Origin of the sequence: Streptomyces sp. NRRL S-31 (genome assembly GCF_000718775.1) — a bacterium.
Classification (GTDB): domain Bacteria; phylum Actinomycetota; class Actinomycetes; order Streptomycetales; family Streptomycetaceae; genus Streptomyces.
The window spans coordinates 13,211-27,365 of the sequence record NZ_JOCB01000108.1 but is presented as its reverse complement, the minus strand read 5'-3'; the positions used below and the strand labels follow the sequence as shown (position 1 = coordinate 27,365).

The following is a 14,155-nucleotide window of genomic DNA, read 5'->3' as shown; positions in this document are numbered from 1 at the left end:
TTGCGGGACGGGTCGCGGTCGGGGGCGAGTTCCTCCACCAGGCGTTCGAAGGGGAGGTCCTGGTGGTCGTAGGCGCCGAGGGCGGTGTCCTTGACCCGGTGCAGGAGTTCGGTGAACGCCGGGTCGCCGGAGAGGTCGGTGCGCAGGACGAGGGTGTTGACGAAGAAGCCGATCAGGTCCTCGGTCTCGGCGCGGTTGCGGCCGGCGACCGGACTGCCGACGGTCACGTCGTCCTGGCGGCCGTACTTGGCCAGCAGCACCTGGAAGGCCGCCAGCAGCACCATGTACAGGCTCGCGCCGCCGCTCCTGGCCGCCTTCCGCAGCCCGGCGGTCACCGCCGCGCCCACCTCGAACGTCACGGTGTCGCCGCCTCCGGGCCGCCCCGCCGGACGGCGGTGGTCGGTGGGCAGCTCCAGCGGTTCCACTCCGGCGAGCCGCTCCCGCCAGTACGCCAGCTGCCCCTCCAGCACGTCACCGGTGAGCCGCCGGCGCTGCCACACGGAGAAGTCCGCGTACTGCACCGGCAGTTCCGCGACCTCCGGTGGGGTGCCGGTCGTCGCCGCCCGGTAACCCTCCCGCAGCTCGCGTGCCATGACTGGCTCGGACCAGCCGTCACAGGCGATGTGATGGACCGTCAGCAGCAGGTGCGCCTCCTCGTCGGCCAGCCGCACCAGGTGCGCGCGGAGCAGCGGCCCCGACGCCAGGTCGAACGGGCGGGCGACCGCCTCGCGGGCGAAGCGCCGTGCCGCCTCCTGCCGCTCCCCGGGATCGGCCAGGTGCCGCAGGTCGTGGACGGCCGCGCGCACCGGCGCCGGCGGATCGACGACCTGCGCCGGCTCACCGTCCTCGTCGGCGACGAACCGCGTCCGCAGGACCTCGTGCCGCGCCAGCATCCGGGTCAGCGCCGCGTCCAGGGCACCGGTGTCCAGCGCACCGCGGACGCGCAGCGCGAAGGGTACGGCGTACTCGGCCCGCCCGGGCTCCAACTGGTCCAGGAACCACAGCCGTTGCTGGGCGAAGCTCAACGGCAGCGGCCCGCCGGTACGGTCGGCCGGTACGATCCGCTCCGCGCCGGCCGCCCCGTCCGCCGCCCGCTCCGCCACGGCCGCGGCCAGCCCGGCGACGGTGGGCGCCGCGAACAGGTCCCGCACCGGCACCTCCACCCCCAGCGCCTCCCGCAGCCGGGACGTCACCTGGGTGGCGAGCAGGGAGTGCCCGCCCAGCTCGAAGAAGTTGTCGTCCACCCCGGTCACCTCGGTGCCCAGTACCTGGGACCAGGCCGCCGCGACCGCGCGCTCCACCGGGGTACGGGGCGCCGGACCGCCGGCCCCGGACGCGCGGGGCTCCGGCGCGGGCAGCGCCCGCCGGTCCACCTTGCCGTTCGGGGTGAGCGGCAGCCGCTCCAGCGTCACGAACGCGGACGGCACCATGAAGTCGGGCAGTTCACGGCGGAGCCGCCCGCGCAGGGCCTCGCCGCGCACCGTGCCGTCCGCCGCCGGGACGACGTAGGCGACCAGCCGCTTGTCGCCGGGGACGTCCTCGCGGACGACGACGGTGGCCGCCGCGACGTCGGGCCCGGCCAGCAGCACCGCCTCGATCTCACCGGGCTCGATGCGGTGCCCGCGCAGCTTCACCTGGTCGTCCAGCCGGCCCAGGAACTCCAGTTGCCCGTCGGCCAGCCAGCGCACCCGGTCCCCGGTGCGGTAGACCCGGCGCGGCGTGCCGTCGACGTCGGCGGTGACGAACCGCTGCGCCGTCTGGTCCGGCAGCCCCCGGTATCCGCGCGCCAGCCCGGCGCCGCCGACGAGGAGTTCGCCCGGCACCCCGGTCGGCACCGGCCGGCCGTGCCGGTCCACCACGTACACGAAGGTGCCGGGCACCGGGCGGCCGATCGGCGGCACGGCCGTGCCGGGGGCGACCTCGGCCGAGGTCGTCACCACCGTCGACTCGGTCGGCCCGTAGTTGTTGACGACGCGGAAGGGCAGCCGCAGCCCGGCCGGCAGGCGCAGCGCGTCCCCGCCGGTCAGCACGTACTCCAGGGAGGTCGGCTCCGACCAGTCGAGGGCCGCCAGCGCCTCCAGCACCGGCGTCGAGACGAAGGTGCCCGTGACCCGCCGCTCGGCCAGCCAGCGCTGGAGCAGGGCCGGTGTCAGCCGTACGGTGTCCTCGGGTACGCACACGGTGGCACCGGTCGCCAGCGCGGGCCACAGCTCCCAGGCCGCCGCGTCGAAGCCGACCCCGGCCAGCAGCGCGACCCGCCGTCCCGGGGCCGCGCCGAAGGTGTCGGCCGTCCAGCGGACCAGGCCGGCCAGGCTGCGGTGCTCGATCTCGACGCCCTTGGGCCGGCCGGTGGAGCCGCTGGTGTAGATCACGTACGCCAGGTCGCCGGCGGTCGCCGCGGGTTCCGGGTCGTGCGCCGGCAGGTCCGCGAGGGACGGCCAGTCCCGGTCGGTGAGGAACCGGCCGGGCTCCCCGGGCAGCCGCGCGGCCCGGGCGCTGTCGGTGACGACGAGCGCGGCCCGCGCGTCCGCGACCAGGTAGGCGAGCCGGTCGGCCGGGTGCTCCGGGTCCAGCGGTACGTAGGCGGCGCCGGACTTGAGGACCGCGAGCAGCGCGGTGATCTGCTCGGGGCCGCGCTCCAGGCACACGGCGACCGCGGCCCCGGGACCGGCCCCGCGGGACCGCAGGTGCCGGGCGAGCCGGTTGGCCCGGGCGTTCAGTTCCCGGTAGGTCAGTTCGCCGCCGGTCCAGAGCACCGCCGCCGTGTCCGGCCGCAGGGCGGCGCACTCCTCGACCAGCCGGTGCACCGTCACCCCGGCACCGGTGCCGGCACCGACCTCGGCACCGGTTCCGGAACCGGCCTCGGCACCGGCCTCGGCCTCGGTGACGGCGACGGACGCCGTGCCGCTCCACTCGGTCAGCACCCGCTGCCGCTCGGCGCCGGACAGCACCTCCAGCTCGGACAGGCGGCGCTCCGGGCCCGCGACCGCCGCGCGCAGCAGCGTGGTGAAGTGCCCGGCCAGCCGCTCGGCCGTGTCCGGCGTGAACAGGTCGAGGGCGAACACCAGATCGCCGTCGAGCGAGCCGTCGGGGCGCTCGGTGAGGAACAGGGTCAGGTCGAACTTGGCCTCCTCCGCACGGACCGCGAACGGCTCCACCACCGCTCCGGGCAGCCGCCACGCATGGCCGTCCGGGGTGTTCTGGAGCACGAACATCGTCTGGAACAGCGGAGTGCGCGACAGGTCGCGGTCGGGGGCCAGCTCCTCCACCAGACGCTCGAAGGGCAGGTCCTGGTGGTCGTAGGCGCCGAGGGCGGTGTCCTTGACCCGGTGCAGGAGTTCGGTGAACGCCGGGTCGCCCGACAGGTCGGTCCGCAGGACGATGGTGTTGACGAAGAAGCCGATCAGCTCCTCGGTCTCGGCCCGGTTGCGGCCGGCGATCGGGCTGCCGACCGCGATGTCCTCCTGGCCGCTGTACTTCGCCATCAGCAACTGGAACACCGCCAGCAGCGACATGAACAGGCTCGCGCCCTGCCCCGCCGCCAGCCGCCGGGCCGCGCCGGCCACGTCGGCGGGCACCGAGAAGGACACCGTGCCGCCCCGGCCCGACCGCTCGGCCGGCCGCCGGTGGTCGGCCGGCAGTTCCAGCGGCCGTACCCCGGCGAGCCGCTCCCGCCAGTACGCCGACTGCCCTGCCAGCGCCGGGCCGTCCAGCGCTTCGCGCTGCCAGCTCGCGAAGTCCGCGTACTGGAGGCCGAGGGGGACGAGGGCGGCCGGCCGGCCGGCCACCGCCGCGCCGTACAACTCGCCCAGCTCCCGCGCCAGGATGCCCTCCGACCAGCCGTCGGAGACGATGTGGTGCACCGCGAGCAGCAGCAGCCACTCCGCGTCTGCCACCCGCACCGCCACCGCGCGCAGCAGCGGCCCGGCGGCCAGGTCGAACGGCCGGCCCGCGGCCTCGCGCAGGATCTCCCGCGCCGCGTCGGCGCCGAGGTGCCGGGCGTCGTGGACGTCCACCGCCACCTCCCGCGCCGCGTCCACGACCTGGAACGGGCGTCCCGTGCCGTCCGCGACGATCCGGGTCCGCAGGATCTCGTGCCGGGCGGCCAGCGCCGTCAGCGCGGCACCGAACGCCTCCGGCGCGAAGTCCCCCTCGACCCGCAGCCCCACCGGGATCGCGTACTCGGCCCGGCCCGGCGCCAACTGGTCCAGGAACCACAGGCGTTGCTGCGCGAACGACAACGGCAGGGCACCCGCCGAGCGGTCCGCGCGCGGGATCGCGGCGAAGCTGCCCGGGCCCAGCGCGTCCACGGCCGCCGCCAGCAGCGCCGGCGTCGGGGCGTCGAACAGCGTCCGGTGCGGCACGTCCACCCCGAGGTCCCGGCGCAGCCGGGAGGCGACCCGGGCGGCCAGCAGGGAGTGCCCGCCCAGCTCGAAGAAGTCGTCGTCCGCGCCGACCGCGTCGACGCCCAGCAACTCGGCCCAGACACCGGCGACCACCCGCTCCGTCGGCGTACGCGGCGCGGTGAACGCGGCGGAGACGTCCGGTCGGTGGCCCTCCGGCGCGGGCAGCGCCCGCCGGTCCACCTTGCCGTTCGGAGTGAGCGGCAGCCGCTCCAGCACCACGTACCGGGCCGGCACCATGTGCGCCGGCAGGTCCCGCGCCAGCGCCGCCCGCAGCCCGGCCACGGCCACCGCCGCGCCGCCGGCCGGCACCAGGTACGCCACCAGCCGCTTGTCGCCCGGGACGTCCTCACGGACCACGACGGTGGCCGCCGCGACCTCCGGCCGGGACAGCAGGGCGTTCTCGATCTCGCCCAGCTCCACCCGGTGCCCGCGCAGCTTCACCTGGTCGTCCATCCGGCCCAGGTAGACCAGCCGCCCGTCCGGCAGCCACTTCACCAGGTCACCGGTGCGGTACACCCGGGCCTCGGGATCGGCCGAGAACGGGTGCGGCACGAACCGCCGCGCCGTCAGATCGGGCCGGCCCAGATAGCCGAGGGCCACGTTGACACCGCCGATCAGCAACTCCCCGGGGACCCCGACCGGCTGCACCTCCCCGTGCGCGCCGACCACGTACACCTCGGTGTTGTCGATCGCCCGGCCCATCGGCACGTGGTCCGCCGCCGGGTCCACCGACACCGACCGGCTGACCACGTTGCCGACGGTCGCCTCCGTCGGCCCGTACTCGTTGACGATCGCCGTGTCCCCGGTGCCCAGCTCCAGCACCCGGTGCGCCAGCGCCGGCGTCAGGTCCTCGCCGCCGGCCACCACCGTGGCGATGCCGTGCCGCACACCGTCCTGCTCCAGCCGGGCGGTCAGCAGCTCCAGATGCGAGGGCGTCGCCTTCAGGAAGCTGACCGGGACCCCGCTCGCGACGATGTCCACGGCCGCGTCGAACACCCCGCGGCCCGGCTCCGGCCGCGGCACCACCAGGCACAGCCCCTGCACCAGCGGCAGGAACAGCGCGGTCACCGTCAGGTCGAACGCCGCCGACGAGCACAGCAGCGAACCGATCCGCGCGCCGGGCGCCGGAGGGTAGTTCCGGTCGCACCAGTGCAGGTAATTGACGACACCCCGGTGCCCGACCCGCACCCCCTTGGGGCGGCCCGTGGAACCCGAGGTGTAGATGACGTACGCCACGTCGTCCGGGCCCGCGGCGGCCGGGGCGGCGCCGGTGCCGGCCGGCCACTCCCGGTCGGCCAGCAGCAGCGCGGTGCCCGGGGCGAACAGACCCGCGTGCGCGGACTGCGTCACCACCACCGGGGCGGCGCTGTCCTGGACCATGTACCGCAGCCGCTCGGCCGGGTAGGCCGGGTCCAACGGCACGTAGGCGGCACCCGACTTGAGCACGCCGAGCAGCGCGCACACCAGGTCCGGACCGTGGTCCAGGCACACCGCGACCAGCGCGCCGGGGCCCACGCCCCGCTCCGCCAGGTACCGCGCCAGCCCCTCGGCGCGCGTCTCCAACTCCCGGTAGGTCAGCCGCTGATCGCCGTACTCCAGGGCCACCGCGTCGGGCTGGAGCGCGGCCCGCTCCGCGACCAGCCGGTGCACGGTCGCGGTGTCCGGGAACGCGGACCGCGGCCCGTTCCACTCGGTCAGGACGCGGTGCCGCTCCGGCTCCGTCAGCATCTCCAGCGCGCTGAGCGGCACCCCGGGCGCGTCGGCGGCGGAGCCCGCGAGCGTCACGAAGTGTCCCGCCATCCGCTCCGCCGTGGCCCGTTCGAACAGATCGGTCCGGTAGCCGAGGACACCGCTCAGCCCGCCGCCGTCCACGACGACCTCCAGCGTGACGTGCGCGTCCGGCGGGAACACGGCGGCCTCCCGGCCGGCCGCACGCCACGCGAACCACGCCACCGAGGCCGGCCCGCCGGCCGCGTCCGCCAGCGCCGCGAGCGGCACCGGACCACGGCCGGCCGCGTCCGTCAGGCCCCGCGCGACCAGCGCCAGCGCCTCGCCGAACGCCGGATCGCCGGCCGGGCCCCGCACCACGGTCGCCGCACCCGCGTCCCGCCCGCCGTCCGCCGGCAGCGCCACCGGGACGTCGCCCCGGCCGGCGTGCCGCGCCAGCAGCGTGTGGAACACCGTCAGCAGGACCGCGGGCAACTCCGCACCACGGTCGCGGGCCAGCGCGGCCAGCGCGTCGGCGGTCCGGGCGGGCACGTCGAACGGGACCCCGTCCGCGCGGCCCGGGCCGTCGTCCGAAGGCCGGCGGTCCGACGGCAGTTCCAGCGGCTCCAGGCCCGCCAGCGCGTGCCGCCACTCCTCCACCTGGTGATCAGCCACCGTTCACTCCCCATCGTCAGGACATCGTCAGCGGTACAAGCAGTTCGAGGGCGGCACGTGGTGCGGGGCGGGGCACCGCCGGGCGGACCGGGTGCCGCGCCGCCGCCGAAGCCGTGACCGGCCGGCACCGAACGTCCGCGACGAGCACGCTAGGACGCGCGGGCGGGCGCCCCCAGTGGACACAAATGACGCCCCGCCGGGTGGTCACAACTGCCCAGTGCCGCCCGCGATCACCGCTGGCCACCATGGACGACGTCACCAGGCCCCGTCGTCAGACTCCCGCCTGCCCGGCCCGATCGCAGCGGTCGCGGCCCCATCACGGTGTCGAGAGGAAAAGCCGGTCGTGTACCCGCATCGCCAGCCCCCGGACAACCCGCGCCACGCCGTCCTGACCACCATCGCCTCGGACTCGCACACCTGGAACCTGCTCTTCCTGCAACTGCTGCTGGAGGAACAGGGCTGGGAGGTCACCAACCTCGGCGCGTGCGTCCCGGTCGGCGTCCTCGTCGAGGAGGCCACGGCCCGCACACCCGACCTCATCGTCGTCAGCACGGTCAACGGACACGGCGCCGAGGAGGCCCCCGGCCTGGCCCGCGCGGTGCGCGCGGTGCCCGCGCTGGCCGAGGTGCCGCTCGTCGTCGGAGGCAAGCTGGACACCTCGGGCACCACCGCCCCGGACGTCCACGCCTCGCTCACCGACGCCGGCTTCGACGCCGTCCTGACCGGCGCCAACGCCGTACCCGGACTGCTCGCCCTGCTCGACGCCCTGCCCGAGCACCGGCACGGAAGGTCCCCCGCCGATGCCGTCCGCTGAACCCGCCCCCGCCGGCGGCGCCTTCCACCGCTTCATGGCCGACGCCGCCCGCACCGGCGGCCTCGTCGTACAGCCCCGCATGGGCTTCGCCGACCCCGCCCGGATGCGCAGGGGCCTGATCGCCACCCGCGCCGCCGACGCCACCACCGTCGGCACCCTCACCCTGGACAGCTTCACCCGCGTCGGCGACTACGCCGCCGCCGCCCGCGCCGTCGCCCAGGGCCACCACCTCAACGGCTACCCGCTGGTCAGCATGGACCCGGCGACCACCACCGGCCTCCTCCACGGCGTCCACGGACCCGGTTTCCCCGTCCAGGTACGGCACGGCTCCGCACAGCCCGGCCGGATCGTCGAAGCCCTCATCGCCGCCGGACTCGACGCCACCGAGGGCGGCCCCGTCTCCTACTGCCTGCCCTACGGCCGCACCCCGCTGGCCACCTCGGTCCGCGCCTGGGCCGAAGCGTGCCGCAAGCTCGCCGACCTGCGCGAGACCGGCACCGAACCGCACCTGGAGACCTTCGGCGGCTGCATGCTGGGCCAGCTCTGCCCGCCCTCCCTGCTCGTCGCCCTCTCCGTCCTGGAAGCCATGTTCTTCCGCCGGCACGGCCTGCGCAGCGTCTCCCTCAGCTACGCCCAGCAGACCAGCCCCGAACAGGACGAGGAGGCCGTCCACGCACTGCGCGCCCTCGCCGCCGACCACCTCCCGGACACCTCCTGGCACGTGGTCCTCTACGCCTACATGGGCGTCTACCCGGAGACCCGGGCCGGGGCGCTGCGGCTCGTCGAGGACGCCGCCCGGCTCGCCGTACGCACCGGCGCCACCCGCCTCATCGTCAAGACCCCGGCCGAGTCGGCCCGTATCCCCTCCGTCGAGGAGAACGTCACCGCGCTGGAGACCGCGGCCCGCGCCGCCCGCACCGCGCGGCCGGCCGCCCCGCCGCCCTCCACCGGCGTCGAGGCGGAGGCCCGCGCCCTCGTCGAGGCCGTCCTGCACCTCCACGACGACCTCGGCCAGGCCCTGATCCGCGCCTTCGCCCACGGCTACCTCGACGTCCCCTTCTGTCTGCACCCCGACAACGCCGGGCGCACCCGCAGCTACATCTCCGACCGCGGCCGGCTGGAGTGGTCCCGCACCGGATCGCTCCCCCTGGGCAGGCCCACCACCGCACAGCCGTCCCGGCGGCTCACCCCGTCCGGACTGCTGCACGCCCTCAACCACGTCAAGAACCGCTACGACGACCCCGCCGCCCGCCTCGAGACGGCGAGCTGACGCTCACCCGGGCCAGCCCCACCCGACAACCACAGCCCCCACCCGGCAACGACAGGACAGGACACGCCAGACATGACACTCCAGATGGATCTCCCGCTGGCCCCCGTGGCCCCCGCGCTGCCCTCCCCGCTGGAACACCTGCGCGACCCGCGCACCCGCGCGGCCCTGCGCGTCCAGCAGGCGCTCGTGGCCGGTGCCCGCGCCTTCCTGCGCTCCGACGGCGCCGTGGAGATGGCCCACCCGGTCATCGGCCCCGTCACCGACCCCGGCTCGCGCGGCGCCAAGCAGGTCGACGTCGACTACTACGGCCACCGCTACAAGCTGATGACCAGCGCCATCCTCTACAAGCAGGCGTCACTGCTGGCCTTCGACCGCATCTTCCTCGTCGCGCCCAACGTCCGCCTCGAACCCGTCGAGACCAGCAGCACCCACCGCCACCTCGCCGAGTTCCGGCAGATCGACGTCGAGTACGCGGGCGCCACCCGCGACGACGCCATGGCCGTCGCCGAGCAGCTGGTCCGCCACGCCGTGACCACCGCCGTCGACGAGTGCGGCGACGACCTCGCCGTCCTCGGCCGCGACCCCGAGGCCCTGCGCCGCTACGTGGCCGGGCCGTTCGCCCGCGTCCCGCACGGCGACGTCGTCGACGGCCTGCGCCGCGACGGCTACCCGCAGGCCGCCGGCACCGAGATCGAGTGGGAGGCCGAGGAGCGCATCTCCCGCCAGGCCGACGCCCCGTTCTTCATCGTCGGCTACCCCAAGGGCTCCCGCGGCTTCTACGACAAGGAGAGCCCCGCCGAGCCCGGCACGCTGCTCAACTTCGACCTCATCGCCCCCGAGGGCTGCGGCGAACTGTGCAGCGGCAGCGAACGCGAGTACGACTACGCCGCCCTGGTCACCCGGATGCGCGAGACCGGCGAGAACCCCTCCAAGTACGCCTGGTACCTCGACGTCGCCCGGCACGGCATCCCCAGCAGCGCCGGCTTCGGCATCGGCCTGGAGCGCCTGACCCGCTGGGTCACCGGCCTGGACTCCGCCTGGCAGACCACCGCCTTCCCGAAGATCGCGGGGGTCGTGTCGCCGTGACCCAGCTGACCGCACCCGGCCTGCCCGAGGACACCGTCCGCGCCCGGGCCCGCGACGGCGCCGCCGCCGTCTTCCCGCCCCTGGACAGCTACGGCACCGCCGTCTTCGGCGCCGCCCCCGCACCCGCAGGCGACGAGATCGACGCGCTGCGCCTGGCCCCGCCCGTCTTCATGCCGGGCCGCCTCGCCAAGCTCATCGACCTCGGCCGCGAACCCCTCTACTCCGACGTCCGCCTCGACACCGCCCTCGGCGGCTTCACCGCCCCGCTGCCGGTCTATCTGTCCGCGCTCGGCTCCACCCGCGTCGCCGGCACCAGCCTCGCCCTCAGCCGCCAGGCCGGACGCCTCGGCATCCCCATGGTCATCGGCGAGAACGTCGCCCCCATGAACGGCTTCCGCTCCGGCGGCGACGAGCACCGCAAGGGCCTGCTGGAACGCATCCAGGCGTACTGCGAGGAACTCCCCGACGGCGTCGGCGGCATCTGCGTCCAGCAGAGCACCGAGGACGCCGACTCCGAGGTCTGGAACCACGTCTACAGCGACCCCGCCGTCACCGGCCTGCTCACCTCCGGCCGCCTCGGCTTCGAACTCAAGGTCGGCCAGGGCGCCAAGCCCGGCCTCGGCGGCCTCACCATGGTCAGCGAAGCGGTCGCGGCCGACCTCGCCGGACAGTACGCCGTCGAACGGCTCGGCCCCGGCGACGCGTCGATCCTGCGCTGCGCGAGCCCCGGCACCTTCACCGACGAGATCTTCCGCCGGCAGATCCAGCTCATGCGCAACAACTACCCGCGCGCCCGCTGCTGGGTGAAGCTCTTCCCCGGCCGCGACGTCGGCCGGGCCGCGGCCATCGCCTGGGACTCCGGCGCCGACGCCGTCGCCGTCGACGGCGCCGAGGGCGGCACCGGCTGGGCCCCGACCGGCTTCCTCGGCCACGTCGGACTGCCCCTCGCCGAAACCATGCGCCGCGTCGACCCCGCCGGCCGCACCCTCCTCGCCAGCGGACGCGTCTGGGACGGCATCCGCGCCGTGAAGCTGCTCGCCCTCGGCGCCCGCGCCGTCGGCCTCGGCCGCGCCGCCCTGATCGCCGCCGACGAGGACCCCGAGCACGGACTCGAGCGCCTGCTGGACGCCATGGCACTGGAACTGCGCATGGCCGTCAGCGCGCTGGGCCGCTACACGGCGGAGGAGACCGGCCCCGAAGACCTCTGGGAGCCCCGGTCATGATCTACGAGCACACCTACGACCTGGTCACCGACGACCTCTTCGTCCTGCTGCCCCGGCTGGTGCCCGGCTCGGAGGTCTTCCTGAAGATCGAGGGCCTCAACCCGGCCGGCTCCGTCAAACTCAAGACCGCGCTGAGCCTCATCGAGGACGCCGAGCACCGCGGCGTCCTCACCCCGGGCGCCCGCGTCATCGAGTCCTCCTCCGGAAACCTGGGGATCGCCCTCAGCTCCATCTGCGCCACCAAGGGCTACCGCTTCACCTGCGTCGTCGACCCCAACACCAACGCCACCAGCATCGACCACATGCGTGCCCTGGGCGCCGAGGTGGTCGTCGTCGACACCGTCGACGCCAACGGCGGCTTCCTCGAGTCCCGCATCGCCCACATCCGGCGCCACATCGAGGCGGACCCGACCGTGGTCTGGCTCAACCAGTACGCCAACCCGGCCAACCCGCGCGCCCACTACGAACAGACCGCGCGCACCCTGCTCAAGGAGGTCCAGCACCTCGACTACCTGTTCATCGGCGTCGGCTCCACCGGCACCTTCGTCGGCTGCGCGCAGCACCTGCGCGAATTCTCGCCGCACACCCGGATCGTCGCCGTCGACGCCCTCGGCTCCATCATCCTCGGCGCCGCACCCGGTCCCCGCCGCATCCCCGGCCTGGGCGCCAGCCGCATCCCCGAACTGTTCGAACCCGGCCTCGCCGACGACGTGGTACTGGTCGCCGAGGAGGACGCCGTACGCGAGTGCCGACTGCTCGCCCGCACCCACGGCCTGCTCACCGGCGGCTCCACCGGCTCGGTCCTGGCCGCCGTCCGCCGCCGGGCCGGCACCATCCCGGCCGGCTCCCGCATCGCCGCGATCTCCCCCGACCTCGGCGAGCGCTACCTCGGCACGGTCTACAACGACGACTGGGTCGAGCGGAACCTCGGCGTCCGCACCTGATCCCGCCCGTCCGTACCTCCGCGCCACCGGTCCGCTCGCTCCACCCGCCCGCTCCGCCCGCGAAAGGCAACCACCGATGTCGACCTTCCATGTGATCGACGGCTCCGTCGCCCAGGATGTCATCGGCTCCGCGCCGTCGGACGTCCTGGACATCGTGCGGGACACCTACCTCCAGCACAGCCGCGGGGCCACCGTGAACCCCAACAGCCACTTCCTGCGCTTCCCGCACGACCCGGGCGCCCGGATCATCGCCCTGCCCGCCCACCTCAACGGCGACACACCGGTCTCCGGCCTCAAGTGGATCGCCAGCTACCCGCAGAACGTACGCCGGAACCTGCCGCGCGCCTCCGCCGTCCTGCTGCTGAACGACGCCGAGACCGGATACCCGTTCGCCTGCCTGGAGGCGTCCGGCATCAGCGCCGCCCGCACCGCGGCGTCCGCCGCGCTCGCCGTGGAGACCCTCGCCGACGGCGACGGCCCGAAGACCGTGCTCTTCGTCGGCGCCGGCGTCATCGGCCGGACCGTCTCCGACTTCCTCGCGGCCCGCGGCACCGACGTCCGCGAGTGCCTGGTCCACGACCACGTCGACACGTACGCCGAGACCTTCGCCGCCTACGCCGCCGACACCCACGGCTGGCGGACCCGCACCGTGACACAGATCGACGCGGCCCTGGCCACCGCCGACCTCGTCGTCCTCGCCACCACCGCTCCGGCGCCCTGGCTGGCGGACGGACAGACCCTGCTGCCGGGCCAGCTCATCCTGAACCTGTCCCTGCGCGACATCCACCCCACCGTCATGATCAAGTGCCACAACATCCTGGACGACATCGACCACTGCCTCACCGCCCAGACCTCGCCCCACCTGACGGAGACGGAGTACGGCACGCGCGACTTCATCGACGGCACGCTGGCCGACGTGCTGCGCGGCGAGGTGACCCTGGACCACGACCGCCCCACCGTCTTCTCCCCGTTCGGCCTCGGCGTCCTCGACCTGGCCGTCGGCTACCACATCTACCGGACCGCCGTGCGCACCGGCCGCGCGACCGAGATACCGGCCTTCTTCCCCGAGCTGAAGCGCTGGTGAGCCGGGCGGCACCGGCCGCATCCTCCGACGCCCCGGTCTCGCGCTCCCACCGTACACACGGTGGGACCACGAGACCGGGGCGTCGCCGTGTGCGCCGGGAGGGAGACGGAGGGGAGGGGGTGCCCCTATCTGTTTGGTCAAGCCGGGTGAGGATGGTCGGCATGACGGATCGGGATCGATTGGGTCGGACCGCAGCGCACTATGCCGCTGCCGGCGGGGACGTGGATGGCCTGAGGGTGCTGCTGGCTGAGGGCGCTGACCCGGGGGCTTCCGATGCAGAGGGTTGGACTCCGCTGCATTTTGCTGCTCAGGCACAAGCCCTCGCGGTCGTCGAAGTGTTGCTGGCCGCGGGGGCGGCGGTCGATGCCGTGGACCGTCATGGCAATACGCCGTTGTCGAGGGCGGTGTTCTGTTCGCGGGGCGAAGGCGGGACGATTCGCCTCCTTCTCGAAGCCGGTGCTGACCCTGACCTGGACAATGTGCATGGTGTGAGCCCGAGGGCGCTGGCGGGGCGGATCGCCAACTACGACGTGGCTGTTCACCTTCCGGCCGGGGACGGGGCTTCCTCCTGGACGCCGTCTGCCGTGGCTGGCCGGGGCTCGTAGAAGGTGCCGTCGCGGAGCATGGCGAAGAGGACGCCGGCCCGTCGTCGGGCGAGGCAGAGCAGGGCTTGGGTGTGCTGCTTGCCCTGGGCGATCTCCTTGTCGTAGTAGGCCCTGGAGACCGGGTCGCCCAGAGCGGCGAATGCGGAGAGGAACCAAGGGCGCCCGGCCAAGGCCCGCTGCCGGGGCCAGGTTGATTGCCGTGCCCCACGGTGGTCCGCCAGCCGTCCGCAGCGGCCGCACCGCTCAGGCCTCCGCCGCCCGCCGATCCGCCGGCGGATCCCGCGCTCGCCGCGCTGCGCACCGACGCGAGCGTTCGCGATGATGCTCGGAAAGCAGGGGAA

General features: G+C 74.6%; 8 protein-coding genes and 1 pseudogene. 7 read left to right on the top strand and 2 right to left on the bottom strand.

The features are described 5' to 3' along the window. Positions 1-6,788, bottom strand: a 6,788-nt coding sequence (locus IF37_RS0132395) for an amino acid adenylation domain-containing protein (RefSeq protein ID WP_037857546.1), incomplete at its 3' end; no start/stop codon positions are given. 343 nt (positions 6,789-7,131) lie between these two features. Between IF37_RS0132395 and IF37_RS0132390 the strand changes: the two genes are divergently transcribed. The 7 genes from IF37_RS0132390 (at position 7,132) to IF37_RS46685 (ending at position 13,814) form a co-directional block, all read left to right on the top strand. Next, on the top strand, positions 7,132-7,602 hold the full coding sequence (locus IF37_RS0132390) for a cobalamin B12-binding domain-containing protein (protein WP_030750837.1): 471 nt from the start codon (positions 7,132-7,134) through the stop codon (positions 7,600-7,602). Continuing rightward, complete coding sequence (locus IF37_RS45325; RefSeq protein WP_030750833.1) at positions 7,589-8,872, top strand: methylaspartate mutase; 1,284 nt, start codon at positions 7,589-7,591, stop codon at positions 8,870-8,872. The genes IF37_RS0132390 and IF37_RS45325 overlap by 14 nt, the downstream gene beginning before the upstream one ends. 72 nt (positions 8,873-8,944) lie before the next feature. After that, positions 8,945-9,958: an asparagine synthetase A gene (locus tag IF37_RS45320; protein ID WP_030750829.1), complete on the top strand. Its 1,014-nt coding sequence runs from the start codon at positions 8,945-8,947 to the stop codon at positions 9,956-9,958. Continuing rightward, complete coding sequence (locus IF37_RS0132375; protein ID WP_030750827.1) at positions 9,955-11,181, top strand: glutamate synthase-related protein; 1,227 nt, start codon at positions 9,955-9,957, stop codon at positions 11,179-11,181. The genes IF37_RS45320 and IF37_RS0132375 overlap by 4 nt, the downstream gene beginning before the upstream one ends. Then, positions 11,178-12,125 (top strand): 2,3-diaminopropionate biosynthesis protein SbnA, encoded by a 948-nt coding sequence (gene sbnA / locus IF37_RS0132370; protein ID WP_030750824.1) that lies wholly within the window; start codon positions 11,178-11,180, stop codon positions 12,123-12,125. Before IF37_RS0132375 ends, sbnA begins: the two co-directional genes overlap by 4 nt. Positions 12,126-12,201: 76 nt before the next feature. Then, positions 12,202-13,209 carry a 2,3-diaminopropionate biosynthesis protein SbnB gene (gene sbnB / locus IF37_RS0132365; RefSeq protein ID WP_030750822.1) on the top strand — a complete coding sequence of 336 codons (1,008 nt, stop codon included), beginning with the start codon at positions 12,202-12,204 and terminating at the stop codon, positions 13,207-13,209. A 152-nt stretch (positions 13,210-13,361) separates the two neighbouring features. Then, positions 13,362-13,814, top strand: a complete 453-nt coding sequence (locus tag IF37_RS46685) for an ankyrin repeat domain-containing protein (protein ID WP_079165991.1) — start codon at positions 13,362-13,364, stop codon at positions 13,812-13,814. Here IF37_RS46685 and IF37_RS0132360 read toward each other — a convergent pair. Beyond that, positions 13,748-13,966, bottom strand: a pseudogene (locus IF37_RS0132360) (hypothetical protein); the annotation flags it as partial. The gene IF37_RS46685 and the pseudogene IF37_RS0132360 sit on opposite strands and share 67 nt — an antisense overlap. Between the last annotated feature and the right edge of the window lie 189 nt (positions 13,967-14,155).

Excerpts from the sequence above, each read along its gene's own strand:
- IF37_RS45320 (WP_030750829.1), top strand. The coding sequence starts at position 8,945 with ATGACACTCCAGATGGATCTCCCGCTGGCCCCCGTGGCCCCCGCGCTG.
- sbnB (WP_030750822.1), top strand. The coding sequence starts at position 12,202 with ATGTCGACCTTCCATGTGATCGACGGCTCCGTCGCCCAGGATGTCATC.
- IF37_RS46685 (WP_079165991.1), top strand. The coding sequence starts at position 13,362 with ATGGTCGGCATGACGGATCGGGATCGATTGGGTCGGACCGCAGCGCAC.
- sbnA (WP_030750824.1), top strand. The coding sequence starts at position 11,178 with ATGATCTACGAGCACACCTACGACCTGGTCACCGACGACCTCTTCGTC.
- IF37_RS45325 (WP_030750833.1), top strand. The coding sequence starts at position 7,589 with ATGCCGTCCGCTGAACCCGCCCCCGCCGGCGGCGCCTTCCACCGCTTC.